The 22598-nt window shown below is 34.6% G+C and carries 25 protein-coding genes; 7 read left to right on the top strand and 18 right to left on the bottom strand.

Annotated features, from left to right (window positions below; translation table 11 throughout):
* From ACJROP_RS02815 to tes, 5 genes are all read right to left on the bottom strand, one after another.
* A partial coding sequence (locus ACJROP_RS02815; protein WP_406533985.1) for a histone-like protein occupies window positions 1-87 on the bottom strand: 87 nt, incomplete at its 3' end.
* 199 nt (window positions 88-286) lie between these two features.
* A complete protein-coding gene (locus tag ACJROP_RS02810; protein ID WP_406533981.1) occupies window positions 287-1567 on the bottom strand; it encodes a tRNA (N(6)-L-threonylcarbamoyladenosine(37)-C(2))-methylthiotransferase in 1281 nt (426 codons plus the stop codon).
* A 10-nt stretch (window positions 1568-1577) separates the two neighbouring features.
* Window positions 1578-2198 carry an HVO_0476 family zinc finger protein gene (locus ACJROP_RS02805; protein WP_406533980.1) on the bottom strand — a complete coding sequence of 207 codons (621 nt, stop codon included), beginning with the start codon at window positions 2196-2198 and terminating at the stop codon, window positions 1578-1580.
* Window positions 2199-2209: 11 nt separating this feature from the next.
* Window positions 2210-2692, bottom strand: coding sequence for a homoaconitase small subunit (gene hacB, locus ACJROP_RS02800; RefSeq protein WP_406533979.1), 483 nt, complete (start codon window positions 2690-2692; stop codon window positions 2210-2212).
* 86 nt (window positions 2693-2778) lie between these two features.
* Complete coding sequence (tes, locus tag ACJROP_RS02795; protein WP_406533978.1) at window positions 2779-4284, bottom strand: tetraether lipid synthase Tes; 1506 nt, start codon at window positions 4282-4284, stop codon at window positions 2779-2781.
* Window positions 4285-4436: 152 nt separating this feature from the next.
* Here tes and ACJROP_RS02790 point away from each other — a divergent pair, with 152 nt between their 5' ends.
* Window positions 4437-5000 (top strand): CDP-2,3-bis-(O-geranylgeranyl)-sn-glycerol synthase, encoded by a 564-nt coding sequence (locus tag ACJROP_RS02790; protein WP_406533977.1) that lies wholly within the window; start codon window positions 4437-4439, stop codon window positions 4998-5000.
* 33 nt (window positions 5001-5033) lie between these two features.
* Here the strand turns inward: ACJROP_RS02790 and ACJROP_RS02785 are convergent, their stop codons facing one another.
* Genes ACJROP_RS02785 through wecB form a run of 3 tightly spaced genes read right to left on the bottom strand, consistent with a single transcriptional unit; the run spans window position 5034 to window position 8452 of the window.
* The gene (locus ACJROP_RS02785; RefSeq protein ID WP_406533976.1) at window positions 5034-6056 is read right to left on the bottom strand and encodes a hydantoinase/oxoprolinase family protein; all 1023 of its coding nucleotides are present in this window, start codon (window positions 6054-6056) and stop codon (window positions 5034-5036) included.
* Between the two features lies 1 nt (window position 6057).
* Window positions 6058-7146 (bottom strand): ATP-grasp domain-containing protein, encoded by a 1089-nt coding sequence (locus tag ACJROP_RS02780; protein ID WP_406533975.1) that lies wholly within the window; start codon window positions 7144-7146, stop codon window positions 6058-6060.
* Complete coding sequence (wecB, locus tag ACJROP_RS02775) at window positions 7130-8452, bottom strand: non-hydrolyzing UDP-N-acetylglucosamine 2-epimerase (protein WP_406533974.1); 1323 nt, start codon at window positions 8450-8452, stop codon at window positions 7130-7132. The genes ACJROP_RS02780 and wecB overlap by 17 nt, the downstream gene beginning before the upstream one ends.
* 171 nt (window positions 8453-8623) lie before the next feature.
* Here wecB and ACJROP_RS02770 point away from each other — a divergent pair, with 171 nt between their 5' ends.
* Window positions 8624-8758 (top strand): DNA/RNA helicase domain-containing protein, encoded by a 135-nt coding sequence (locus ACJROP_RS02770; protein ID WP_406533984.1) that lies wholly within the window; start codon window positions 8624-8626, stop codon window positions 8756-8758.
* Between the two features lie 133 nt (window positions 8759-8891).
* Complete coding sequence (locus tag ACJROP_RS02765; protein ID WP_406533973.1) at window positions 8892-9302, top strand: hypothetical protein; 411 nt, start codon at window positions 8892-8894, stop codon at window positions 9300-9302.
* 124 nt (window positions 9303-9426) lie between these two features.
* Here the strand turns inward: ACJROP_RS02765 and ACJROP_RS02760 are convergent, their stop codons facing one another.
* The gene (locus ACJROP_RS02760; RefSeq protein WP_406533972.1) at window positions 9427-10464 is read right to left on the bottom strand and encodes an SHOCT domain-containing protein; all 1038 of its coding nucleotides are present in this window, start codon (window positions 10462-10464) and stop codon (window positions 9427-9429) included.
* Between the two features lie 61 nt (window positions 10465-10525).
* Window positions 10526-11353 (bottom strand): ion transporter, encoded by an 828-nt coding sequence (locus ACJROP_RS02755; protein WP_406533971.1) that lies wholly within the window; start codon window positions 11351-11353, stop codon window positions 10526-10528.
* Between the two features lie 263 nt (window positions 11354-11616).
* Between ACJROP_RS02755 and ACJROP_RS02750 the strand changes: the two genes are divergently transcribed.
* Window positions 11617-11877 carry a hypothetical protein gene (locus tag ACJROP_RS02750; RefSeq protein WP_406533970.1) on the top strand — a complete coding sequence of 87 codons (261 nt, stop codon included), beginning with the start codon at window positions 11617-11619 and terminating at the stop codon, window positions 11875-11877.
* Window positions 11878-11884: 7 nt separating this feature from the next.
* Here ACJROP_RS02750 and ACJROP_RS02745 read toward each other — a convergent pair whose 3' ends face one another.
* From ACJROP_RS02745 to ACJROP_RS02720, 6 genes are all read right to left on the bottom strand, one after another.
* The gene (locus ACJROP_RS02745; RefSeq protein WP_406533969.1) at window positions 11885-12502 is read right to left on the bottom strand and encodes a hypothetical protein; all 618 of its coding nucleotides are present in this window, start codon (window positions 12500-12502) and stop codon (window positions 11885-11887) included.
* A gap of 354 nt (window positions 12503-12856) precedes the next feature.
* Window positions 12857-13717, bottom strand: a complete 861-nt coding sequence (gene truA / locus ACJROP_RS02740; RefSeq protein WP_406533968.1) for a tRNA pseudouridine(38-40) synthase TruA — start codon at window positions 13715-13717, stop codon at window positions 12857-12859.
* A 55-nt stretch (window positions 13718-13772) separates the two neighbouring features.
* Window positions 13773-14279 (bottom strand): GNAT family N-acetyltransferase, encoded by a 507-nt coding sequence (locus tag ACJROP_RS02735; RefSeq protein ID WP_406533967.1) that lies wholly within the window; start codon window positions 14277-14279, stop codon window positions 13773-13775.
* A 49-nt stretch (window positions 14280-14328) separates the two neighbouring features.
* A complete protein-coding gene (locus ACJROP_RS02730; RefSeq protein ID WP_406533966.1) occupies window positions 14329-15186 on the bottom strand; it encodes an ABC transporter permease in 858 nt (285 codons plus the stop codon).
* Window positions 15179-16108, bottom strand: a complete 930-nt coding sequence (locus ACJROP_RS02725) for an ABC transporter permease (protein ID WP_406533983.1) — start codon at window positions 16106-16108, stop codon at window positions 15179-15181. The genes ACJROP_RS02730 and ACJROP_RS02725 overlap by 8 nt, the downstream gene beginning before the upstream one ends.
* 111 nt (window positions 16109-16219) lie before the next feature.
* Window positions 16220-17839, bottom strand: coding sequence for an ABC transporter substrate-binding protein (locus tag ACJROP_RS02720; RefSeq protein WP_406533965.1), 1620 nt, complete (start codon window positions 17837-17839; stop codon window positions 16220-16222).
* Window positions 17840-18182: 343 nt separating this feature from the next.
* On the opposite strand from ACJROP_RS02720, the gene ACJROP_RS02715 reads away from it, so the two are divergent.
* Window positions 18183-18875 (top strand): 4Fe-4S double cluster binding domain-containing protein, encoded by a 693-nt coding sequence (locus ACJROP_RS02715; RefSeq protein WP_406533964.1) that lies wholly within the window; start codon window positions 18183-18185, stop codon window positions 18873-18875.
* Here ACJROP_RS02715 and ACJROP_RS02710 read toward each other — a convergent pair.
* Complete coding sequence (locus ACJROP_RS02710) at window positions 18870-19433, bottom strand: GNAT family N-acetyltransferase (protein WP_406533963.1); 564 nt, start codon at window positions 19431-19433, stop codon at window positions 18870-18872. The genes ACJROP_RS02715 and ACJROP_RS02710 overlap by 6 nt on opposite strands.
* A gap of 154 nt (window positions 19434-19587) precedes the next feature.
* On the opposite strand from ACJROP_RS02710, the gene ACJROP_RS02705 reads away from it, so the two are divergent.
* Both ACJROP_RS02705 and ACJROP_RS02700 read left to right on the top strand, forming a co-directional pair.
* Complete coding sequence (locus ACJROP_RS02705; protein WP_406533962.1) at window positions 19588-20535, top strand: ABC transporter ATP-binding protein; 948 nt, start codon at window positions 19588-19590, stop codon at window positions 20533-20535.
* Between the two features lies 1 nt (window position 20536).
* On the top strand, window positions 20537-21151 hold the full coding sequence (locus ACJROP_RS02700; RefSeq protein ID WP_406533961.1) for an ABC transporter ATP-binding protein: 615 nt from the start codon (window positions 20537-20539) through the stop codon (window positions 21149-21151).
* Here the strand turns inward: ACJROP_RS02700 and ACJROP_RS02695 are convergent.
* Window positions 21148-22518 carry an MATE family efflux transporter gene (locus ACJROP_RS02695; protein ID WP_406533960.1) on the bottom strand — a complete coding sequence of 457 codons (1371 nt, stop codon included), beginning with the start codon at window positions 22516-22518 and terminating at the stop codon, window positions 21148-21150. The genes ACJROP_RS02700 and ACJROP_RS02695 overlap by 4 nt on opposite strands.
* Window positions 22519-22598: the final 80 nt, after the last annotated feature.

The raw sequence follows: 22598 nt of genomic DNA, 5'->3' as shown, positions 1-22598 counted from the left end.
TAATGCAATTTTTGCATCATCACTAATTCTTTGTGCGCCAGCATTTTTTAAGATACGACCGACTGGTGCGATTGGTAATTCACTCATTTTGACACCTCCAATTAAAAGATAGTATGCAATAGTATATAAAGGTATCGGTAAAAATGCCTATTATTCCCCCATATTTTAACATATCAACTCATTGTATATGCTTTCCAAATTTGGAAAAAAATATAAGAATTATATGAGATTAAGGGATACAAATTAACAATCATATGAAAATAAGAATACATACAAAAAATAAAAATTATTTTTCCAATAATTCGCTTTTAAGGTATGTGGCGGTCGCTTCGGTTATTTTTACTTTAACAAATGTTCCTAACTCAACATCTTCAATAATTACTGGAATATAGGAATCAGTTTTTGCAATAAATCCTCCTTTAGAACCTACTTCAACAACCAAAACCTTTTGAATGGAACCAACAAGATCCTGGTTCTCATCTTCTGTTATTTTTGATTTAATTTCAGACAAAAATTTTGATCTTTTTTTCATTATTTCAGGTGGAACTTCACGAAGTGAAGATGATATTGCACCTTTTCTATGTTGATATTTTGACAAATGAATTAAACTCGGCTTAACATCTTCAAGCAATTTTACAGTTAAATCAAAATCGTCATCATTTTCAGTGGGATATCCAACAATAATGTCCACCGCCAAGGTAATGTCTGGAATTTCATTTTTGAATTTTGAGACAATATCCAGGTATTGGCTTATATTATGACCCCGCCTCATATCGGATAAAACTTTATCACTTCCGGATTGAACCGGTAAATGTATGAAATTATATACCTTCGGATGTTTCATTGCATCGATTATTTCATCAACATCATTTAAAATGTTTTTAGGATGCATCATTCCAACACGGACACGGAAATCTCCTTCTAAATTAGCCACTTCTTTAATTAAATCTGATAGTTTCTCACCACTATCCCGGCCGAAAGCAGCAGTGTCTTGAGCTGTAAGCTGAATTTCGCAGGCCCCATTTTCAATAGCTTTTTTAGCTTCGGCTTTAATGTCTGCAATCGGATAGCTATTTAATGGTCCGCGAGCAAAACGAGTGCAGCAGAATGTGCATGCGCCCAAACAACCTTCACAAATCTGAATAATATGGATTAAACTATCATCAACCACTTTAGGAACTCCTACTTTAGGTTCCTTAGAAAATCCGCATTCGCGAATGACTTCACCACAATAGGCGCCGCTCACAACGTCAGCTGCCTTATTCAATTGGTGAGGGCCAATCCAGGAACAGTCAGGTCCGACCTTATCAAGCTTTTCAGGATCAATTTCAACCATGCATCCTCCGATGATGATTTTTTTATCCGGATAGTCCTTTTGAAGCTTTTGGATTCTATAGGTGACCTTATTTTCAGTAGGTAACTTAACATAACAGGTATTTACAATAACAACGTCCGCTTCTTCTATAGACTCAACAATATCTATTTCATTCTCTTTTAGATTACCCGCAATTATCTGTCCATCAGCCTTGTTAAAGGTGCATCCATAAGATTCAATATATACTTTCATTAGTTTCACTCTATGAGGTTTTTTTAACGATGTCTTTAGTCAAGTCATAATCATAATTATTGAATTTGACCGGCTTTGAGTATACTCTTTTAATTACTCCTGCCTTTGCAAATCCTGAAGTTAACTTCCTATCTTGGGTTTTTATGACATGAACCTTTACAATATGTTTGTCGATTTTTACAATATCTCCAGGAGCTATTTCGAAATCCCGCTCCAAATCTAATTTATATGAATCGACTTCACCATGCAAATCAACAGAAAAACCGATGCGTGCCGGAATTTCAATAGATGAAGCCCAAATTGTATTTACATCTTCTAATTTTGCTTGTGTTACTCTTTTATCCTTAATTTCAATGCCTGTTACCTCAACTTGACCTAAATCAGAAAGTAAGATATCACCGCATTTAAGCTCATCACTTGGAGATAAATCAATTGTGGTTTTATGAGATTTATCCTGCTCTGAAATGATTAATCTATAAGGTTTAGGTTTTTTTGCTGATATGACATCCTTAAAAACATGACCGCATTCATCACATTTCAACAAATATTCCTCAATGAATTTTTTCTTAGAGGACTTATCTTTTGAATTCAAAATTTCAAGTTCGTCAGAACCGCAAATCGGACACTCCATTTTCATGCCTCCTAATCATCTTTCAAATAATGGTTTACTAAACCGCCGTCTTCCAAAATATTCAACATGAACTCCTTAAACGGTTCAAAAGTCTTGGATTCACCAGTAGTCTCGTTGACTAAAATTCCTTTTGACAAATCAATGCTGATGACATCCCCATCTTTTGCTTCAATATCGCTGACAATAACAGGCAGGCCTATATTGATTGCATTTCTGTAAAAGATTCTTGCAAATGATTTGGCAATGATTGCATCTACACCTGCAGTCTTGATGGCTACCGGCGCTTGCTCTCTTGATGAACCGCAACCGAAGTTTTCATCAGCGACAATAATGTCTCCTTTCTGAACATTTTTAGTAAAGTCAGGACGTTCTCCCTCCAATACATGGTCCGCCAAGTCTTGAGGATTGAATGTTCTTAAATATCTTCCTGGAATAATGACATCAGTGTCAATGTTTTCTCCAAAAGTCCATGTTTTTCCTTTAATAATATCCATTTATATCACTATAAAATTGATTTTGAAAAAAATGAGTATTTGGGATGACCCAAATACAAAATAAGTAAGGTGATTTTAAAATTAATCTATTTCTTTTGTTTCAATGGTGTTGAAAATTCTTGTTCTACTCCTTCACGATACATAGAGTTCATGGTACAGAATGGGATAATCCTGCCGTCCGGTGTTGCATAGTGAATAACACATTTTTTAACTCTGTCTTCATCAAAGTTGAATGGATCCATGAAGTGCATGCATGAAATAAGCATAGCATCTTTAGAAAATTCTCCTAAAGCCTGATAAGACCTTTTCTTAAATAAATTTAAGAAAATCTTTACAAGGTCTAAGTTTTCAGGAGCTTTGCTTGGATGAACCATTCTTGGAAGCCTTTTAGCTGCACTGGCTAAAACTTTCTTTCTAGCGCCGAATTTTCCTTCAATAAGTTTATCGGCATATTCATCAAGCTTTTCAAATAAGTCTTCAACATCGATAATGTCAGTTATTGGTACTAATCTATCTTTGCCCGGGCCTTCAGTTTTTTCTCTAAATATGTAAGTTCCTACACCACAGTGCTGATGGCAATTTAAGGTTACATAAGGTATTTCACTACCATCTAAAGCACTGATGAACCTTGCAATTGGTTCAACTGCAGAAGGTGGGTAAAATGCATCGCTTGTAACCTGACCGTCAGTTTCCTCATCAATAATATTGATGAAATCTGGAATTGTGATTCTTTGAGTTTCAACCTCATCGGCAGGGGTTCTTCCTGAAAAGGAAACCGGCTGGAAATTAACTCCATAAATAATGTCTGCATTGTCAAATGCGAACTTGATAATCTCGCCAACTTGATCATCGTTGACTCCCTTAATCAATGTTGGAACAAGAACTACACCCAAATCCGCTTTTCTACAGTTTTCAATAGCTTTCAATTTTATATCAAGCAAGTCTTTTCCTTTGTTCTTGATATATGGCTCTGAAGTAACACCTTCAAATGATAAATAGATTGTATTTAATCCTGCATCCTTAAATTCTTTTGCAAGATCTTCTTTTCTAGCCAATCTTAAACCATTTGTAGCCATTTGGATATGGGAGAATCCTTCTTCCTTAGCCATTTCAATAAGTTCTATAATATCCTTTCTGACTGTAGGTTCACCGCCGGCATATTGAATAGCAGGACAAGGGTTAGGCTTTAGACTTCTCAAATTCCTAAGCATTTGCCTTATCTCTTCTTTAGTAGGTTCATACAGATATCCTGCTGCCGCAGCATTTGCAAAACAAACCGGACATTTCAAGTTACACCTATTAGTTACATCGATTAATCCTAAAACTGTTGAGGTTTCGTGTTTTGAGCATAACCCGCAGTTGCTTGGGCATGATGCAGTATCCTCAACGCAAGGGTTTTCTACAGGCAACAATGATGGTGCAAATTTTTCTGCCCTATTGTATAAATCTTCACTGCCCCAATAAGTATTGACAAATTCCCCATGCTCATCACAGGTTTTTTTGATGAAGACCTTGCCGTCCTCATCATAAACTTCCGCATCAAGAGGTTTGCCACACTCCGGACATAAGCTTTTTGTATCCTTAATTTTCAAAAAATCACCTTAACTAACAAATGTTAAATTATTAGTATTACTATTATAAACTATTATATATTTAAACTAATTTAATATTTAAACTTAATTAATATATAATAGTTTGACAATAATTATTATTATAAAAAAATAAATTAAAATGGAGAAAAACTATGATTAATTTCCAAATGTTGCTGATTGCATGTGTTTCAACATTATATTTCATACTTCCAGCATACTTTTCAAACGGCAGCGGACTGGTTTTCGGAGGAGGTCTGCCACTCGATTTTGGAAAATCCGACAGTAAAGGCGTTCGCTGGATTGGCGACGGAGTCACCTGGAGAGGATTTATTGCAGGAACCGTCGTCGGAACAATAACCGGTGCTATTCAGGGAATTATTGCCCCCTATGTTATTCAGACATTCGGCCAATACATTACCACTCCAATTGTTACAAACCTTCCTGAAGGGATGCTTGTTGGTTTTTTACTTGGTTTTGGAGCCCTTCTAGGAGATGCAATAGGTAGTTTTCTGAAAAGAAGGCTTGGAATCGGAAGGGGAAACCCCGCTCCTGTTTTGGATCAGCTTGATTTTATAATCGTTGCATTGATTCTGGTTTCATTTGTTGTGGAACTTAATTTATTATTTGTTGTAATAGCTATTGTTTTGACTTTAGCATTCCACTTCTTAACAAATGTCGGCGCTTATCTGCTTGGTTTGAAAGACGTGTGGTACTAATTTTTAAAAAAAAGTTTTAAGAGAATAATTCTCTTAATTCAAATATTTGTTCATCATTATTGCGGTTCCAACGGCCGGCGCTACAACACATTCCTCATCAGTCAGGATATCGCCCATGGACTTGACTTCCAGACCTAAGGATTCCGCCGCTGGCTTGTCTAAAATATCCTTTCCAAGACCAGTTACTACAATCAAATCCAAGTCTTGGGTTTCGACAACCTGCTTTAGGCCATCAGCAATTTGGGCAACCTGCTTTTCGTGAATGAACTTGGACATTTCAATGATATCATCCATTGACAATATCTCCAAATCGGCACATACGACACGGGCTATCCTTTTGGCGCAATCCACTTTGGATTTGGACTCGCCATCAAAGGTGTCACATACATAATCTTCAGGTTTGATTAGGTCTAAAACTGTGTAAACATCAGCGGTTTGTGCAAACAGCTCAGATGCTACCCTATATTCTTTTCCGTTCAATTCTATCTTATCAAGAAAGCTTGCAAGATTGGTCCTTAAAGTTCCAGTGTAGACCAGCTCGCCTGTAGCGGATCTGTCGAAGTCAGATTTGCCGATTGCACATTCCTTGCCATTTTTAATTGGTATAATGTCAGTTGTGGTGCTTCCGGTATCGATGAAAATGCAGTTATCAGATATCAATGTTGCAATCTGGACTGTTGCAATCCAGTTTGCAGCCGCAGCCTTAAGCGGAGTTTCCTCTATTTCATCTTTTGAAAGCATTCCATCAATTCCAACATAAGCTATCGGGCAGTCAAATGTCTCTTCACATTTCTTAACGACATCCAAAACACCATCCTTTTTAGTGTCATATGCATCGACAAGCTCGGCAGTCATTGAAATGCCGACAGCATCAATTTCTGAAATCGGACATATGTTTTCTATTAGCTCAACCAAAACCCTTGACAAATCATCATTATTGCTCCACATCGGAAGATAAGCAAAATCGACTTCGATATTTTTAATTTCCTCTCCGTCAAAGTCAATTACCGCAAGATCGGTATTCGCTCCTCCAATATCAAATCCAGCTACCTTCATCTTATAAACTCCTAATCACCATTGAATCTCCGGACTTCTTGAACTCGACTTCACCATCCAGAGCAATGTCAATATCGTCAATATCAATTTCGCCATCGAGCAGTTCAACAATTGTCTTTCCGATGTTGATGTTGGCAATCCTGTTCAATCCGACATATGGGGTTGTGAATCTGGAATTGACTTCCAAAAGATAGACTGAGTAAATATCTTTTTCATCAGCATTAATCAATAAGTCCACACCGACAAATCCTTTAAGCCCTTCAATAGCTTCAACGGCTTTTGTTGCAATTTCAAATGCTTCATCCTTGTATTCGCTTTCATAAGGCAACTTTCCGCCCATGTAGGTTCCCTTGTCCCCTTTAAGTTCAACAAACTGCTTGTTCAGACTGATTGGAATGGCCTTTTTGCCGTCGGATATTAGGCTAACGCTGATATCTTCACCTTCAATATACTCCTGAACGATTATTCTGGAACCCGGAACGAATATCTTATCCAAATCCAAGGTTAAATCTTCGATGTTTTCAATGATTACGATATTTTCGCAGTCAACGCCAACCAATGGCTTTATGATTAATTTTAATGGTGTTAACGGGTCTTCAGCCTGCCATTTTTCATGCAGGTTTTCGATTGCCCTTTTCCAGTACCCCTTCGGATCTATCTTGAACCTGAATGACCTTGGCTGCGGAACGATGTTGGAAAGAGCTTCATAAGTTTCATACTTATCGGAAGACTTTAAACAAGCTTCAGCTGAAGATGTATATGTTTTAACGTTATTTTCTTCCAATATTTTAGTTATATTGTAGAGATTGTTGTTGTTTTCAGCGGCAATGAAAATCGCCTTTGTAAACCCTGAAGCGTTTTCTTCAAGCCAGGAGATGATGTCTTCATCTATCAGGATAGCATTGACATTTTCATATTCCTTTACAACATCCTCATAAGACTTGTTGATGACCAAATCAACATTATAATCTTTCAAATCTTCTACAAGACTAAAAATCAATGCTTCGGCTTCGGAAATAATGCATTTATCCTTTTCGCCGGAAGCAGTGAAGTACTCAAATACTAAAATTGAATCATTCTCGTTTGTCATAACTAATCATCATACCATTTAAGTTTAATTCATCAGCTGGAAATATCATTTTCTCCCCATCAAATACCATGTGGATTAAGGCATTTTCCCTAATCTCAAATTCATTTACAGTGATTTCCTCATTTATTTTTGCCATTCTTCTTGTAAATGAAGTCATTATATCTTCTGGAGCCTTGATATCCAATAATCCATCAGCATAATACTTTTCTATTGCATCAACAGTCAATTTTGCTGCATCGCCCTGACCGTAAGGGTTTGCGGCATTCTTCATTTTGTCTGCAAAATCCCTATCGGATAATATTTTACGTGTATTATCCAAAATAATATCTTTATTAGAACCTACAAGAATATTCCCTCCGGCACTAACGGTTTCGGGCCTTTCCGTATTGTACCTCAATGTCAATGCGGGAACATTCAATGTGATTGCTTCTTCCTGGAGACCTCCAGAATCAGTTAGAATCAATGTTGATTTTGAAGTTAAAAGCAGGAAATCAAGATAGCCTATAGGCTTTATAATGTGAACATGACTTAAATCATTCAATTCATCGAATAAACCAAAGTTTTGAAGAGTATTTTTGGTTCTGGGATGAATCGGGAAAATAATATTCATATCATCCAATTCCTTTAAAGCTTCGATGATATTTGTAACCCTTTTCTTGTTATCAACATTTTCTGCCCTGTGCATTGTTAAAGTCAAAATATTGTCCATATTTTCAATATCCAACTCTTTTAGGGATTTGTCTTCAAACCCTCTTTTTTGAGCTATTTTTAAATGTCTAAAACAAGCATCGACAACGGTATTTCCTGTGATAATTAAATTTTTTGGTGAAAAACCTTCAGCCAAAAGGTTGATTGCAGATTCTTCAGTTGGAATGAAATACATCACTGAGCAGATGTCGGCTACCTTCCGGTTTATCTCTTCAGGCATTGTCAAATCAAATGATCTAAGGCCAGCTTCAACGTGGCCAACAGCAATATGCAATTTAGAAGCAACCAATGCACCAGCCAAAACCGCATTAGTATCTCCTTGAACCAATACGATATCGGGTTTTTCATCTAAAAGAATCTCTTCTATACCTTCCATCATCAATCCAGTCTGTTTTCCATGGGTTCCGGACCCGACATGAATGTTATAATCTGGAGTTGGGATTTCCAAATCCTTAAAAAAAGCATCTGACATTTCCTCATCATAATGCTGTCCGGTATGCAGAACAACTTGACTGATACTCCTTTTGGAGATTTCATCAATGATAGGGGCCATCTTGATAATTTCAGGCCGAGTTCCTAGAATGGTTGCTATTTTCATAATATCACTAATTACTATATTATTTAAATAAGTTAATAATTATTTTGAAAATGAGGGAACCTCTGGGAAAAATTAATGAAAAAATGAAGTCCTCAAAAATCGGAAAAAGGAAGGTGGATTTATCTTTGATTATAGTTGTTTTGAAAATCTGCTGCAAAAAATAGGTTTTGAATATTTGTACTGAAAACATTCGCTACAAACGACAATAATATTTATAGAATAAACAGTTATAGGGTTCTATTAACTCGGGGCCGTGAGGGTTTTATTATATTTGTTCCACCTACTGCTAAGTTGGATTCCTATTAATTTTTTTATTTTCATAATATTAATTTGGTGATATTTGACTATTTTTATGTATGGAAATGTTTATTAATATTAGACAACAGATTCTCTTTTAACAAGGTATTTTAAAACCAATAATGTTTGGAGGTTTTAATTTATGGATAATAAAAGGAAAATAATCTTGTTAATATTATTGTCTGTCTTTATAGTAGGCATGTTATGCGGTTCAGCATCTGCAAGCCACACTTTCAAAGACAAAGGATATAAATACAAGATGAGTACAAAAGAAGTCAATAAATTAAAAAAGTCTGCTAAGAAGAATACTCGTGCTTATAAGCATGTTAAAGTTAGTAAACTTGTCAAAAAGGATTCTTTGGAGAAAGTCACTAAAAAACAATTTTTAAAGGCTCAAAAAACGGGTGCCACCCCCTATGGTAAGAATTATCAGTTTGTATCCTGTAAAAAGTGTGGTTCTCATTATAAAGTGACTTTGAAGAGAACTGCTAAAATGAATTGTGGAGTTGAATATTATAAGGGCAAATATTCTTATTATGCAACTGCATATTAATTTTTAAAGCCAATGGCAATTGGGTTGTTGGTTTTTTATTTTTTCATTTCTCTAATTTTTAATAACTACAACATAAAATACCATTCCTATTTCGTTTTTTCCAATGAATTACAAATATTCAAATTTAAATTAATTTTGCACCACAGTTTGTGCAGAATTTACTATCTTCATCATCAATAGGTGTACCACATGATCCACAGAATTTAGGTTTATCATTTGGAATTATATCATTTTGTTCTATGAAATCTTCCTTAAGAGAATACTCCTCATCTATAGGTCCTGTTTCAATTATGTCATTACTACTTGTACCAAGCAGTTCTGCCTTTTTCATGTCAAATTCTTCTTTAGTCAATAGTCCTTTTTCATATAATTCAGCATATTTGAGTAATTCATCTGCAGTAGATGTTGTTGAAATGTTTTGTTGTATTGGTGCGGTTTGTTGTGGGCTATGTGTTTTTTCAAGATATGATTCAAAAGCATTATTCATTAACTCAAATTTGTCTCTAGTTACGAATTTTAAGTGTACATGTTCAGAACCTTTTGTATTAATTATAACACTACTTGATGCGTGCAATTTGCCTCTTGCATCATAATCTAAACTAGTTAGATTATAGAAAAAAAGTTTACGAGTCCCCATATTTGATTTAAGCCAAACACTTTCCTTAATAATTTCAAAGTTGTCCTCATTAATTATTACATATGCAGTATCGATATTTCTAACTCTTTGATTACTGAAAGTACTGTATTTTATTTCTTCAATAGAACATTGAAACCATTGTTTATTTGTTAAATCAACTCCAAATTTTTCTTCAATTTCGCCTTTTTTGATTAATTTTTTATTCATAGATTCCTGATAATTTTTTTTCCTTTTTTCGAGTATTTGAGGACTTGCATTTTCAGTAAGAATTTCATCAATTCTTTGATTAATTGCTTCAGTTGTAGGTTCTAATTCATTATTTATAACTTCATTTTTTATTGTTTTTAAAACCTTTGACCTTACTTTTTCTTGGTGTATTCCTTTGACACCTTTACTACTCATTCTAGCGAAAAAATTAAATCTAGTACGAGTAGGCATCATGCCCCCAACTAATTCATCTAAAATTTTTTCAGCTTGTTTCTTTTTTTGCTTTTGTTCGTTATTTCCACTATCAAATAATGCCATAGTAATCTTCCTTAGATATTTTTTATATTTATCCATTTCTAATAAAAGTAAATTTTATCCTTCATTTATTGTTTATTAAGTCTTTTAATTCATTAATTTCATCTTTTAGTTCATTAATTTCATTTTTTAATCCCTTATTTTCCTCATGAACATTTTTTAACTCATTCATAATATTTTCAGATTTTTCTTCAAAAACTTCCTTAATTTCATCTTTAATGTCTTCCTCATCATCTTCTAATATATTGTCAGTAAAAAATGAAGACATCATCGCAGTAATTGTGGAAAATACGAATATTCCAATTAAGATTAAAATTATTGATAATACTTTTTCATTATAGGTCTTGGGTGTTACGTCTCCATATCCAACTGTAGTCAATGTAACTATGACAAAATAAAAAGAGTTAAAAAAGTCAAAATGTGGACCAAAATGCTCAAATAATAATGTGAATAATAATATAGTAATTATTATTCCTCCGAAAATCTTATGCAACCCTGTTTTTTCAAATAACTCTTTAATAAACTTTAATCTGCTTGATAAAAGAAATATTCTAGTTAATTTAAAAAGTCTGAGATATCTTAAAACAATAGTGTGTGGAATAATTGCAGATAAAATAATATCAAAAGGTATAGAAGCAATTAACCCCACTATATTCAGAGGGTCTAATATAAAATCTTTTTTGGGAGACGATAAATATAAATTCAGTGCATATTCTACTAAAAGAATTATACAAACAATTAAATCAAAATTTTGGATATCTGTGGCAACATTTGCTGGAATTTGGAAAATCAGGGAAATAGTAATTAAAATCATATCGATGATTATCAAACCGTTAAAACAATAAAACCAAAGAAAAAATTTTAAATTTATATCTTTACCCCATATTTTCATTGTTTATAAACTCCTTGAGAATATTATTCTTAATGTATTATACTTCATTTCTTTCAAGTTGTAGAAAAATTAATATTATGATAATAAATTATGTTAAAAATTATTATTAAATATTTTGATGTCTGATTATTTCTTCTCATGACTACATTGTTTTAACCTTGTAATTTCACAAACAGAAAGCAATAATTAATGGGTCATATGTAAAGACTTAAAATGATTAAATAATCAATTAATACATAATGAATCCTCCAGGAGAAAGAAGTATGACTAATTCATTAACTATAATAGAATTACATGATATCCTAACTAAACTAATCAACCGAGGGGAAGGCGATAAAGAATTCCAAATATTTTACGATAGAGAATGCGTATATACAACAATCCCAAAAGACAGTAAGATTAGAATATTAGATGATAGTGTAAGATTCACCAATTATGACTATTATAACCACCTTAAACATATAACAGACCATATAAATAAAAAAAAGAAAAAGATCAGTAGAATAAAAACTACTGGCAATTAACATCATCTTATATTGCAGTTGGACCTGTATATTTTTTCAAAGGAGATTTTGCTTTAATAGAGATTCTTTTATATTCTAATGGGAAGTCACCATCAAGACCAAACCAAACACTATCCCCACTGAATTTGCCTTTGTATGTTTCAGTTGCTACAGTCATATAAATTGGTTTTTTAACCTTTTTATAACCGTTTTTAACTTTCTTTGTTGTAGTTATTTTTTTACCAAATTTAGTAAATGACTTTTCTTTTCCATCAACTGTTTTTGAATATGAAGAGAATTCTGTCCATCCTTCTTTTTGATATTTCTTATAGGCTGCACTTTTTACGGAATGGAATGCCCCATCATCAGTATAATACCCATCTTCAATATCCTTATACAACCATTTTTTTGTTTTAACAGTCTTATACTTGGCTACTTTTTTTGTTTTGTATTGTTTTGTTTTTACGGTAATGTATTTAGCTTTGCCTTTCTTTTTTGCAGTTTGTAAGGACTTATATTGTTTATCAGATATTGTTCCTTTGTATTTTCCTGCTTTAAAGGTATGACTTGCAGATGCAGTTCCCATTACCATACCCACAATGAAAATAGATAGTATGATTAATATTAGTATTTTCTTTTTATTCATTGTTTTACCCCAAAATATATTTTGATATTATTATGTGTATAAGTTTATTTTTATACAATTTACTATTTTTCGTGAGAATGTTAGAACCCCCCCCCTCCGCTATGTATTTTTCGAAGTTTTGATGTACCTTGTAATAAAAAATAGAGGCATTTATTAAATATTGTTTAAAAATAAAGCATAAAAATATTCATATATTCAAAAGAATAGTTATTAAATGTGTCAGAAATAGTTTGTGAATAATTGATTGTGCTACGAAATGGCAGCTTCACATAATCAAAACTCAAAAATGTTACTAAAAAACAAGACAAATACCCGAGGTTATTTGTGTTTGAAATGAATGTTTTAGAGAAATATTCATAACAAATCATTCAAACTCTTTACCATTGACTCACGAATCGCATACCTTTTTTGCAAATCGCTTAAAGAATCAACCAAATCACGCCTGAACCTCTCGCAGGCATAATCGTCATAGGTGAATTTGATACCGTCATATTGAATATCCATTAAAATCAGATATTCTGCTTCCATGACCTTGATATATGCCCTTGGCTCATCTTCAGCAGGATTCAATAGTCTTTCAACCTCATCCAAATCCATTTTCCCGATAGCTACATCAACAAAGACCCTCATCATCTTCCTTACCATATTCCATAAAAACGATTCACCATAAATGTCAATGAATATCGGAGAGATTGTATCATGAAGGTTAGGGAATTCCCTCTTGTGATAGTCATCCAGATCCACTTTTGTGACTTTAATATCATCAATTGTTCTGACTGTAGTCTTCTGAAATCTTTTGGTAAAATTAGTGAAGTCATGGGTTCCCTTGAAGATTTCTGCAACCTCATTGAGCTTGTCAATATCCAAATCCTGAAACAGCATATACCGATACTGTCTCATCTGAGCATATCTTGGCTTGAAAGCATAGCGAACAGGAGCACTGGCTAAAATCTGAATGTCATCAGGAAGGGAATTGTTGATTTCATTGACTCGCACTTCCTTTTCTGACTGGAAGCTGATTACATTGCCCAAACTGTGAACTCCAGCATCGGTCCTTCCGGCTATTCTGAATCTGGACTTTTTCAAATCATCAATATAGCCAAGTTTGCGCAAATGGTATATTAATTCCTCTTCGACTGTCCTTAAATTGGGTTGTCTTTGAAAACCGTGAAAATTAGTTCCTATATATCCAATCTTTAGTGCTGTTCGCTTCATCAATATAATATTAAGCACAATATAAAATAAGTTTTTAGGAATTTGAATCCTAAAATTAATATAGATTTTTTACCATATGATCGGTTTCATCATAGTCGTCTTCTTGAACAGTTATCTCATAACCAAGGGATTTCCAGAATGCAGGTGCGGCTTCAAGGTATCTGTGAGTATGCAGATATATTCTGTCATATCCTTCATTTTTAGCGAATTCTTCCATTTCACTAACCAATCTGCGTGCAAGGCCATGTCTCCTATACTCCTTATCCACCATCAATCTCCAAATGCTTGCAGTATCATCTTCTGAGTAGATGCCTCTAAAAAGCTCATAGTCCTTATCATATGCCCTAATCCCGGCAGTTGCAACAATTTCATCCCCACAAAAAGCAACATAAAAATTGTTTCTCTCAGGCAAGATATAATATTCTTCCATCTCCTCAATGTCATAATGAAACTCGGGAGTCGGACCTATCCCATACTCCTTTTTAATCTGGTCATATAAAAAATCCTTCACAGCGCAAATTTCATCAAAATCATTGTTAATCTCTCTAATATAAATGTCCATAATATCCCTTAAAAAAATAAAAAAAATAGAGAAATTTTAAAAATTTCCCTTATTCTTGAGCAGTTTCCGGATTGAGTAACTTTTCAACATTTTCTCCAATAAGGTCAAATAACAGCACTACAAGTAATAATGCTACACCCGGATAAAATGCCAACCACCAATATCCAGAAGATAAATAGTGCATTGACTCAGATAAGATTACTCCAATAGCCGGTTCGTGAGGCGGTAAACCAAATCCTAAGAAAGTAATTGCCGCTTCGTGCATGATTGCATGAGGAAACATTAAGATTACCCCTACAATAATTTGAGATACAATTAAAGGCAAGATATGCTTGAGTGCAATCCATACTTTGGATTTACCTAGATTTTGAGCTAAATGAATATATTCTTTGGTCCTGATTTCCTTTACCTCGGACCTTAAAACCCTTGCAAGCGGCGTCCAGTGAGTTAAACCCACACCCATGATAACACCATATACTCCACCACCGAACATGATGGAAACAAGAATGATTAAGAGAATATGAGGAATTGAACCAAACAGGTCAATGATTCCTGCAACACATTCATCTGCCAATTTATTGAAACTTGAGAATAATCCTAAAACAATGGAAATGACAGTACTTACCGCTGATGCGATAAAACCTACCATAATACTTAACCCAAGTCCGGCAATTGTACGCTGAAACATGTCCCTTCCCATCCAATCAGTACCGAAAGGATGCTGCAAGGAAGGCATTTGATTAGCGCTAGCGAAATTTGATGGAATATCTCTTATAAAGTACCCGCAAACGAATATGGAAACAATAACCAATATGGATATGGCTATGATTACAAGAGTTTTTGTTCTGAGATTTGCAGAGTAAATAAACCATTGCTTTTTATCATCCGCTTTTGGATTTTTAATCATTGAACTCACTCTCCTTGATTCTTGGGTCTATTAGATAATAAGAAATATCCGCAAGCAAGTTACCGACAAATACGAATATTGCACTAATAACAACAATTCCTAAAAATAGCGGCACGTCATTCTGAAGACCTGCTGCTACTGCAGTCTGACCTATTCCCGGATAGGAAAATACCTGTTCTACCATTACCGCACCACCGAACAATTCACTGAATGAGAGGAACTGCAATGTGATTGCAGGCAGTAATATATTTCTAAGTCCGTGATTTTTAACCAGGTCCCAACCTTTTTCACCTCTGGATTTTGCAAACAATACATAATCAGAAGATAAAACTTGGATTAGCTCATTACGTGTATACATTGCAATCGGCGCTAGACCAACTAAACTCAATGTCAATGCAGGAAGGACCAGCCTTGATGCCCATTCCATAAACGTAGCGTCCGTACTTTTTACACCAATTGGAACACCGAATCCTATTGGGAACCACCCTAAATAAACAGCAAATACCATTAAAACGAGCATTCCAACCCAAAATGATGGAGCAGATTGAATTGCATAACAGTAAATCTTAACTGCTTTATCAATCCATGATCCTTTATTCTTACCAGCCAATACTCCTAATATAAAACCTAAAATACCGCTTAAAATCCATGAAATCGCCATCAATACCACAGAAGCGGAGAATTTATCAATGATTACATCCATAACAGGAGCACGATATATTAAGGAAGTTCCCAAATTCCCTTGAATCAAATCCAAAAGCCAATGATAGATTTTAGTTGGTAGGGGAACATTGGTTCCGAAATATTGCTGTAAGATTTGTCTTTGTGCTTCTGATACTGCAGCACCTTTTAGATAAGCACTAACTGGGTCAATAGGGGATAAATCCAATAATACAAAACTGAATATTGCAACAGCAACCATTAATAATATAAAACGGATTAATTTATATCCAAAATATTTTGCTAATTTTTGTTTATTCAATGAAATGAACCCCCTTGAAAATTTTTAAAAAAAATAAAAAAGGAAAATGATTTAAGCTGTGGAATTGGTTCTGGTCCAATCACAGATATTAATTAAGAAATCATTTCCTAAACCGTCAGGTTGTTCGCCCATATCTATATCGTTTTTGACGAAATAGTTGTAGTTGTAGTTAACAAGCCATGCAAATGGAGCATCTCCAGCAGGACCCCAACCTCCGCCGTTAACGAGAGCAGATTGTGCCCATAAGGTGTTAGCAGCATTTAAATCGGTTGAGTGCATTGCGTCTTCCATCAGCTTGTCGGAATCAGTATTGTTATATAAACCAGGGTTCATATAGAAGTCATCTGCCTCTTTACTGTGGTATTGTTGGTAGATGGATTTATATGGGTCTGGGGAAGTTTGTTGCATTAATGCAGCTGAGCTGTACATGTTAGCATAGATTGTATCCCAGTCAGCACCTACGAGGTTTACTTCAATTCCGATATCTTTTGCTTGTTCTGAGAATACGGTTGCTAGAGATTGTCTGTCGAGATAATCAGGTGGGTAGTATAAATCGAATGATGCTTTTACACCATCTTTTTCTACGATTCCGTCACCGTCAGTATCTGTCCAACCGCCTTCTTTCAAGATTTCTTTTGCTGCGTCAACATCGCCGTCTTGTACTTTAGCGTCAGGGTTTGCGTAGTCTCTTGTATCAGTACTTGTGTACTCAGGAGTAGCGTGACCAGCGAATACTTCATCACACATTTTTTGACGGTCAACACCGACGTTTAATGCTTCTCTGATTGCTTTATCAGCAGTTACGTTATTACCTATTTTGTATCCACCAGGGCTTACATCACCAGTATCTTCAAGGTAAGGGAATGATACACCTTGAGCTCTACCTGCTGATTTTTCAACGAATTGATAATTGTCAACAGTTTGGTTTAATGCGGAAGTTGCAACTGGTACTACATCAACTTGACCTGATTTAGCAAGTTCTAACCAGGTTGCTTCTTCAGGGAATAACATGGTAACTTGGGTAAAGTATGGTTTATCACCATAGTAATTATCGTTTACTTTGAATATTGCTTGTTGACCTTTATCCCAGTGATCTAATACGTATGGTCCAGTACCGATTGGGTTTTCACCATAGGTAGCGTTATCATACTCTTCCGGTACGATACCGACGTATCTTAAATCATAAATAAAGGTTGATCTTGGTTCTACTAAGGTAAATTCAACACAAGTGTCATTTACTGCTTCTACTTTTTCAAGATTTGTTAAGTCTAAATCTGTTTCAGTATCTTTTGCAGTGTTAAATGTGAATGCTACGTCATTAGCATCAAATGTTGAATTGTCTGAGAATACAACGTCATCTCTTACGTTTACAGTCCAGGTTTTTCCGTCACTGCTGATTGAATAGTCAGTAGCTAAATCTGGAACAATTTCTCCACTTTTATCTGTTTTAAATAAACAGCTTTGTACTAATGGATTATAGTTCATGTGTCCGCATCCCCAACCAGTAAGTGGGTTGAAACCTGCTTCTGGTTCTTTCATGTTACTGTGTGCAGCTACAGTCAAATGGGTAGGATCATCATCAGTTGTTCCACCCATTAATGCAAAAGCACCAATAGCGACAATGGCAATTGCGGCAATAGCGCCTATAATCATCATTGTTTTTTTATCCATAACTTTTCACCATTTGTCTATAAATTCAACATATTAAAATAGAAGTATTACTTTTATTGAAAATTATACTCAACTAGTAATACTTTATTTATTTATTTTAATATTAATTATTATTTTATAATAATACATATAAAAACATTTTTATTACATCTTAAAGTGTACTTGACTAAAAAATTATACAATCATTCAAATAAAATACTGAACATTGTCATATTTAATAAGTAATATAATTTAGACATGATAAAAAAATTAAGACAGAAAATGCACATACATAAATAAAAAATACAAATTGACAATAATACTTAAAATAAATATAAATAACATCAGCTGTATATATTCCGATATGGCACTATCTCTTAAACTAAAAAAATTCTTACTAAAACAGGGTGCTAGTGAAGTAGGGTATGCCGATATCACTGATTTTACACCAAGACCCGGATTAAACTCAGGAGTTGTTTTTTTTATAGCATATCCCAAAGGAATTATAAAGACCATGAAAAATGCACCTTCTCCAGAATATCTTGAAGAATTGATTAGTTTAAACTCAAGATTAGATGCAGTCGGAATGAAATGCGAAGAATTTTTGATTGATGAGGGATATGACGCCTATGCCCAAACAAAAAAGAGACTGGGGACTGATTTTGGAGAATTCAATTCATTCGAATTGCCTCACAAAACAATAGCTACCCGTGCAGGCCTTGGATGGATTGGAAAATCCGCACTTTTTACAACATTAAAATACGGATCCGCTTTAAGATTATCATCAGTTCTGACCGATGCCCCACTGGATTTTGGAAAACCAATACTCAAATCAAAATGCGGAAAATGTGAAGAATGTAAAAACGCATGTCTCGGAGGAGCAATAAGCGGATTGAACTGGAATTACAAACTCAAAAGAAACGATTTTTACGATGACAAGAAATGCGAAAAGTATGCTCTGGTAGTTTCAGAGGAAAATTTGGGGAAAGCAGATACAGTATGCGGAAAATGCATTTTTGCCTGTCCACACACACAAAAATATTTGAAAAGATTATAATTTTACGGCATATCTAAAATCGGCCGCTTGAGGATTGATTTCCAATTCATGAATCTGTTTGTCCATATGAACTGTTTCAAGCTCGTCTTCAGAATCCAAGACAACGACAAAGCCCATTTTTGTCCAGAATTCAAGAGCCCCATCCAGATTTTTGTGGGTATGTAAATAAATGTCATTATAGTCTACCTGGTTTGCAAAATTTTCGGCAATGCTGAACATTTTAGAAGCCAGACCGCAACGTCTGCACCTTCTGTCAACGAATAGCCTCCATATGCTTGAGGTGGTATCCTTTGAATACAGATGCCTGAACTCTGGAAAATCCTTATCATAAGCCCTTATGCCGATTGTTGCTATGATTTCACCGGTTTCTTCAAGATATGCGGCAAAAAAATTATTTCTTTCTGGATCAACATAATACTCTTCCATATTGACAATATCCTGATGCCATTCTGGAACATAGTCATATCCGAACTCTTTTTTTATCATTGTAAATAAAAATTCCTGAACATTGTTTATCTGTTCAGAATCATTACTCAACTCTTGAATCACAACATTCATTTTTTACACCATTTTAAGGTATTACTTAAAATAGAAATTTTATGTTATCAGTAATACTTTTTTGTAAATTTTAAATAACTTTAATATAAATAAAGTATAAATGAATATATAAAAGTTATCATTTGATTGTCTGAAAATAATTTAAGGTGATTTAATGGAGAAATTATTAGATGTTGAAAATGTTTCTATTTCATTTATTCAATATACTAAGGGATTAAATCAAAGAGATTTAAAAGTTATCACCGATTTGACTTTAGATATATCTGAAGGTGAAATATTGGCAGTATTGGGTTCAAGCGGATCTGGAAAAAGTCTGCTTGCACATGCAATATTTGGAATACTTCCGGATAATGCAAACCTAAACGGGAAAATAAAATACAAAGGAAAGGAATTATCACAAGAAGACAAAGAGGAATTAAGGGGAAAGGACATAGTGCTTGTACCTCAATCAGTTAACTTCCTAGACCCTCTAATGAAAATTTCCGACCAGGCAATAGGACACACCGAAAGCGATGCCGAAAAGAAAGAAAAGAAAATAAAACAAAGGGAAATCTTTGAACACTACAACCTAGGTCCCGAAGTGGATGACATGTATCCATTCCAACTATCCGGAGGAATGGCAAGAAGAGTGCTTGTATCAACAGCATTACTATCAGACCCAAAACTCGTCGTAGCAGACGAACCAACTCCAGGGCTTGATGAAAAAACAGTACAAGAAACCTTAAATCATTTCAAACACATGAAAGAAGATGGAATAGGAGTGCTCTTAATTACACACGACATTCATGCCGCACTTGAAGTGGCAGACAGGATCGGAATATTCTACTCAGGTTACGTAATTGAAATCGCACTAAAAGAGGACTTCACAGGAGATGGGGAAAACCTGCTCCACCCATACACAAAAGCACTATACAAAGCATTGCCTGCAAATGGATTTGAAGTTATAAAAGGACACCAGCCATTACACGGTGAAATACAAAAAGGATGTCCATATTATGCCAGATGTGAAATGAGATTCGACAGATGCAAAGAGGAAAGGCCGGAATTATTAGATCTTGGAGATAAAAAGGTTAGATGCTTTAAATATGAAGAAGGTGCATAAAATGAAACTTGAAGCAAAAAATATTTCATTTAAATATCCGTCTGCTGAAAAATACATAGTGAAAAACATTGACCTTGAATTGGACAATAAAAAAATTTACGGATTGATTGGAGACAGTGGTAGTGGAAAATCAACCTTCTGCAAAATCTTATCAGGATATATAACAAAATACGAAGGTAGCGTTACATTGGACGGCCAACCACTTCCTAAAAAGGGATTCAAACCTGTTCAATTGATTTACCAACACCCAGAAAAAGTCATGAATCCAAAATGGAAAATGAAACAAGTTTTAGCCGAATCATATGATGTCAGCGATGAAACACTATCCGAATTCGGTATCCAAAAATCATGGCTTACAAGATTTCCGCAGGAATTATCCGGTGGGGAACTTCAAAGGTTTTCCGTTGTGAGATCCCTAAATCCAAATACAAAATTCCTGATTGCAGATGAAATGACCACAATGCTCGATGCAATTACACAGGCACAAATCCTGGATTCTGTTTTAAAAATAGTTAAAGAAAGAAAAATGGGATTTTTGTTAGTCAGTCACGATATGCCTTTAGTAGAAACAATATGTGACGAAAAAATCTACTTTAAAGATATTAATGGTGTCTAATCATTAATATTTATTAATTTTTTTATTTGCCAGTCAGCCCACACCATAGTAATATTATTTGAAACAATCTCACCTAATACAATACCCATCCAGGCTCCCCACACACCATAACCTAAAACAACACCCAACAAAACTGCAAATAATATTGTAAAGCCTGTTTCCCTCATTATGGTTTGAAACATTGCGGTGATTCCCTTGCCAAGACCCTGGAAGACATAAGTTGAAGCAACACCTACAGCCATGGTAGGATAATAGATTACAATCCACTGCAGGAAACTTGTAAGTTCAGAAGCGATTCTTACGCTGCTTCCTGTTGAAGCGAATATTGATGCAATATCTCCAGCAAAAACATTTGTTAAGATAGCTACAATAAATGCAAATACCATTGAAATCTTCATGGCATACCTATGGGCTGTTTTAATGTTTTCATAGTTTTTAGCACCATAATTGGCTGCAATTACACTAATCAATGCAGTACCAATAGCTAAAATTGGAGTTGTTCCTATAATAACTATCCGCCAACCTGTCGAATAAACGGCAACCGAATCGGTTGACCCGACATAAGTCAGGAGAGCAGAAAAGACCGCTGCGAAGAATGCGTTGTTTAAAAGCTGGATGCTTGCAGGAATCCCTACCTTAATAATATCTTTTGAAATATCATTTCTAAAATTAAAATTACGGAAATTGGGATTTAGATATGTATCCTGTTTAATATAGAACCAATATAGCAAAATCAAAATCACAGATATCGATGAAATGACTGTTGCAATAGCTGCCCCTTTAACGCCCAAATTCAAAGTATAGATGAAAATAGGGTCTAAAATCATGTTAAGAATAGCTGAAGCAATCATGGCATACATTGGCCTGGTAGTATCCCCCTCACCTCTGAAAATGCCATATAACGCATTAGACAGGATGATAAAAACAGACCCTAAAAGAATGATTACACCATAATCGGTAGCATAACCGATAGTTTGACCTGCACCCATTGCATTTAAAATAGGATTCAAAAAAATCAGCAGAATAACAGTGACAACTAATGAGACAATGATATCGAGCATCATTGAATGGACTGATGCGTTATCCGCTTTTGGCTTATTCTTTTCGCCGAGATATTTTGATATGGCAAAAGCGGCACCGGAACCCAATCCATTTCCAAAACCTATTAAAATCATGAATATCGGTGTGAAAAATCCGACACCCGCCAGTGCATCAGCACCGAGACCAGACACCCAAGCGGCATCAATCAAATTATAAAAACTAGTTATGAGCAATGAAGCAATAAGAGGCATAGACATTTTAATCAATGCTTTTTCAGGATTATTGAGCATCATGTCTACATTATTGGATGAATCATTGCATAACATATATAGATTATTAAAATTTATTCAAATATAAAATTACTCTTTTGTTCAGACATTTGTTTTGAAGAATTATGTCTATTCAA

Origin of the sequence: Methanobrevibacter sp., from assembly GCF_045220775.1 — an archaeon.
Taxonomy (GTDB): domain Archaea; phylum Methanobacteriota; class Methanobacteria; order Methanobacteriales; family Methanobacteriaceae; genus Methanocatella.
The sequence above is the reverse complement of the archived record's forward strand: the minus strand, read 5'-3'. Positions and strand labels throughout refer to the sequence as shown.

Coding starts and splice junctions, on each gene's coding strand:
- ACJROP_RS02725 (WP_406533983.1), bottom strand. CDS start 16,108: ATGGTTGCTGTTGCAATATTCAGTTTTGTATTATTGGATTTATCCCCT.
- ACJROP_RS02715 (WP_406533964.1), top strand. CDS start 18,183: ATGGCACTATCTCTTAAACTAAAAAAATTCTTACTAAAACAGGGTGCT.
- ACJROP_RS02765 (WP_406533973.1), top strand. CDS start 8,892: ATGGATAATAAAAGGAAAATAATCTTGTTAATATTATTGTCTGTCTTT.
- ACJROP_RS02805 (WP_406533980.1), bottom strand. CDS start 2,198: ATGGAGTGTCCGATTTGCGGTTCTGACGAACTTGAAATTTTGAATTCA.
- ACJROP_RS02780 (WP_406533975.1), bottom strand. CDS start 7,146: ATGACAAACGAGAATGATTCAATTTTAGTATTTGAGTACTTCACTGCT.
- ACJROP_RS02735 (WP_406533967.1), bottom strand. CDS start 14,279: ATGGACATTTATATTAGAGAGATTAACAATGATTTTGATGAAATTTGC.
- ACJROP_RS02720 (WP_406533965.1), bottom strand. CDS start 17,839: ATGGATAAAAAAACAATGATGATTATAGGCGCTATTGCCGCAATTGCC.
- ACJROP_RS02705 (WP_406533962.1), top strand. CDS start 19,588: ATGGAGAAATTATTAGATGTTGAAAATGTTTCTATTTCATTTATTCAA.
- ACJROP_RS02785 (WP_406533976.1), bottom strand. CDS start 6,056: ATGAAGGTAGCTGGATTTGATATTGGAGGAGCGAATACCGATCTTGCG.
- ACJROP_RS02730 (WP_406533966.1), bottom strand. CDS start 15,186: ATGATTAAAAATCCAAAAGCGGATGATAAAAAGCAATGGTTTATTTAC.
- ACJROP_RS02750 (WP_406533970.1), top strand. CDS start 11,617: ATGACTAATTCATTAACTATAATAGAATTACATGATATCCTAACTAAA.
- wecB (WP_406533974.1), bottom strand. CDS start 8,452: ATGAAAATAGCAACCATTCTAGGAACTCGGCCTGAAATTATCAAGATG.
- ACJROP_RS02790 (WP_406533977.1), top strand. CDS start 4,437: ATGATTAATTTCCAAATGTTGCTGATTGCATGTGTTTCAACATTATAT.
- ACJROP_RS02745 (WP_406533969.1), bottom strand. CDS start 12,502: ATGAATAAAAAGAAAATACTAATATTAATCATACTATCTATTTTCATT.
- ACJROP_RS02710 (WP_406533963.1), bottom strand. CDS start 19,433: ATGAATGTTGTGATTCAAGAGTTGAGTAATGATTCTGAACAGATAAAC.
- hacB (WP_406533979.1), bottom strand. CDS start 2,692: ATGGATATTATTAAAGGAAAAACATGGACTTTTGGAGAAAACATTGAC.
- ACJROP_RS02760 (WP_406533972.1), bottom strand. CDS start 10,464: ATGGCATTATTTGATAGTGGAAATAACGAACAAAAGCAAAAAAAGAAA.
- ACJROP_RS02695 (WP_406533960.1), bottom strand. CDS start 22,518: ATGTTATGCAATGATTCATCCAATAATGTAGACATGATGCTCAATAAT.
- ACJROP_RS02755 (WP_406533971.1), bottom strand. CDS start 11,353: ATGAAAATATGGGGTAAAGATATAAATTTAAAATTTTTTCTTTGGTTT.
- ACJROP_RS02810 (WP_406533981.1), bottom strand. CDS start 1,567: ATGAAAGTATATATTGAATCTTATGGATGCACCTTTAACAAGGCTGAT.
- ACJROP_RS02700 (WP_406533961.1), top strand. CDS start 20,537: ATGAAACTTGAAGCAAAAAATATTTCATTTAAATATCCGTCTGCTGAA.
- truA (WP_406533968.1), bottom strand. CDS start 13,717: ATGAAGCGAACAGCACTAAAGATTGGATATATAGGAACTAATTTTCAC.